Raw genomic sequence first — 2,439 nt, 5'->3', positions numbered from 1 at the left:
GACGGCCCTCGCGGTGTCAACGGGCTCGGACGGTCGCCTTCTTGGGCGGGAGCGCGTAGCGGAAGACCTTCTTCCAGGTGCTGGTGACCTGCTTGGACAGCGAACCCGTGTGGTACGGGACGCCGTACTTCTCGCACAGCGCCCGGACGCGCGGCGCGATCTCGGCGTACCGGTTGCTCGGCATGTCGGGGAACAGATGGTGCTCGATCTGGTGGCTGAGGTTCCCGGTCATCAGATGGAACAGGCGTCCGCCAGTGATGTTGCCCGACCCGAGGAGCTGCCGGACGTACCACTCGCCCTTCGTCTCACCCTCCAGCCGCTCCTCCTCGAACACCTCGATATCGCCGGGGAAGTGGCCGCAGAAGATGACCGTGTGCGCCCAGACATTGCGCACGACATTGGCGGTGAAGTTCGCGGCGAGCGTGGAAAAGAACTGCGGACCGCTCAGCAGGGGAAACGCCACATAATCCTTGCCCCACTGGCGGAGGATCTTGCGTCCGATCGCGCGCAGCTTGGCCTTCGTCACCTCCTTGTCGTCCGTGCCCTCCTGGATCTCCTCGACCTCCAGGTCGTGCATCGCGACGCCGTACTCGAAGAACATCGCGAGCAGCACGTTGTAGATCGGCTGCGCGAGGTGGGCGCGGCTCCACTCCTGCTCCGGCGTGACGCGCAGCAGGCCGTAGCCGACGTCCCTGTCCTTGCCGAGGACGTTGGTGAAGGTGTGATGGACGAAGTTGTGGGTGTGTTTCCACTGGTCGGAGGGGGAGACGTTGTCCCACTCCCAGGTCGTCGAATGGATCTTCGGGTCGCGCATCCAGTCCCATTGGCCGTGCATGACGTTGTGCCCGATCTCCATGTTCTCCAGGATCTTCGCGACGGCTAGCGTCGCGGTCCCGGCGATCCAGGCGGGCGGCAGCGAGGACGCCATCAGCAGCGCCCTGCCCCCGATCTCCAGGCCGCGCTGCCAGCGGATGACCCGGTGGATATAGGCCGCGTCCCGCTCACCGAGGCCGGCGATGATCTCGTCGCGGAGCGCGTCCAGCTCACGGGCGATGGCGTCGTAGTCGCGGTCCCTGAGGTGCCCGGTGGTGGACACGGCGGCGCTCATGGTCGTGGCGGTCATCCTCGTGCTCCTTCAGAGTTCGATTTCCACGGGCCCGGCGGCGGCCGAGACACAGGTCTGGACGATGTCGCCTTCCTCGCCGTGCACCTCGCCGGTCCGCAGATCCCGGACCTTGCCGGAGCACAGGCGGCCGACGCAGCTGCGGCAGATGCCCATCCGGCACCCGCTCGGCAGCAACGCGCCCGCGTCCTCCCCGGCCACCAGCAGCGGCGTGCCTCCGTCCGCGTCGACCTCGACGCCGCTCCTGCTGAACGTCACACGCCCACCCTGGCCGCGGTCCGTCTGGCCGCCGTCCAGGACGGTCCGGAAACGCTCGACGCGCAGCCGCTCCTCGGCTCCGGCGGCGCGCCAGTGCGCGGCGAGATCGTCCAGCATCTCCCCAGGCCCGCAGGCCCACGCCGCCCGCTCCGCCCAATCAGCGCAGACACCGGACAGGTCGGACGGTTTCAACCGCCCCTCGACCAAGGTGTGCCGTTCATGCAGCCTCAGCCCCCTCATCGCGCGGAGTTCGGCACCGAAGATGACGTCACCGGCCGTCCGAGCCGAGTGGACGACCACGACATCAGAGGAGCCACCGAGCCGCCGCAGCATCGCCATGACCGGCGTGATCCCGCTCCCCGCCGTGACGAACAGCAGCTTGCGGGGAACCTCCGCGGGCAGGACGAACTCACCGTCCGCCTGCCCGAGCCGCACGATCACACCGGGCCGGACCTCCCTGACGAGATGCGCGGAGACGAACCCGTCCGGCGCGGCCTTGACCGTGATGGTGATGCGCCCGTCCCGCCGCGGCGGGGACGACAGCGAGAACGTCCGCCAATGCCGGACACCGCCCACATCCACACCGACCTTGACCCACTGCCCCGGCAGATGCCCCCGCCACGCCCGCCCCGGCTTGATCACCAGGGTCGCCACGTCCGGAGCCTCATGCCGGACGGCCTCGACCCGCCCGCGGAGCTCCACCGTGGACCACAGCGGGTTCAACAGCCCGAGGTAGTCCTCAGGCAGGAGCGGCGTGGTCAGATGCCGGACAGCCGCCTCAAACCTCCGGCGCGTCCCGCGAGGCGCTGCAAGGGATCGCCGCGATGCGGTGGCCAAGGTCCCTCCCGATGGCACGCTAACTTACGATTGCGTAACCTACGAAGCCGTAAGGACGTGTTCAAGACCCCGGCCAGAAAACGCGACGGGCATCACACCACCGACCAATGTCCCATCCAACGCTGTAACCCGCACCCCCCGCAGCCCGACCGCACCCACTCCCGAAACAACCCCAAGCCCGCAACCCAAATCCACGCGCGCGCCGCCGTCCCGACCACTGC

Annotated in this window: 2 protein-coding genes; both read right to left on the bottom strand. The window is 68.6% G+C overall.

Features of this window, described 5'->3' with window-relative positions; all coding sequences use genetic code 11:
• Positions 1 to 16 precede the first annotated feature (16 nt).
• A complete protein-coding gene (locus ETD83_RS41235; RefSeq protein ID WP_230421533.1) occupies positions 17 to 1,123 on the bottom strand; it encodes a fatty acid desaturase family protein in 1,107 nt (368 codons plus the stop codon).
• A gap of 12 nt (positions 1,124 to 1,135) precedes the next feature.
• Complete coding sequence (locus ETD83_RS41230) at positions 1,136 to 2,104, bottom strand: ferredoxin reductase (RefSeq protein ID WP_230421532.1); 969 nt, start codon at positions 2,102 to 2,104, stop codon at positions 1,136 to 1,138.
• Between the last annotated feature and the right edge of the window lie 335 nt (positions 2,105 to 2,439).

Origin of the sequence: Actinomadura soli, from assembly GCF_005889715.1 — a bacterium.
Classification (GTDB): Bacteria; Actinomycetota; Actinomycetes; order Streptosporangiales; family Streptosporangiaceae; genus Spirillospora; species Spirillospora soli.
This window is presented reverse-complemented; position numbering and strand designations above follow the sequence as displayed.

What these genes read in the sequence shown, in the direction of transcription:
- ETD83_RS41235 (WP_230421533.1), bottom strand. Translation starts at nt 1,123, where the DNA reads ATGACCGCCACGACCATGAGCGCCGCCGTGTCCACCACCGGGCACCTC.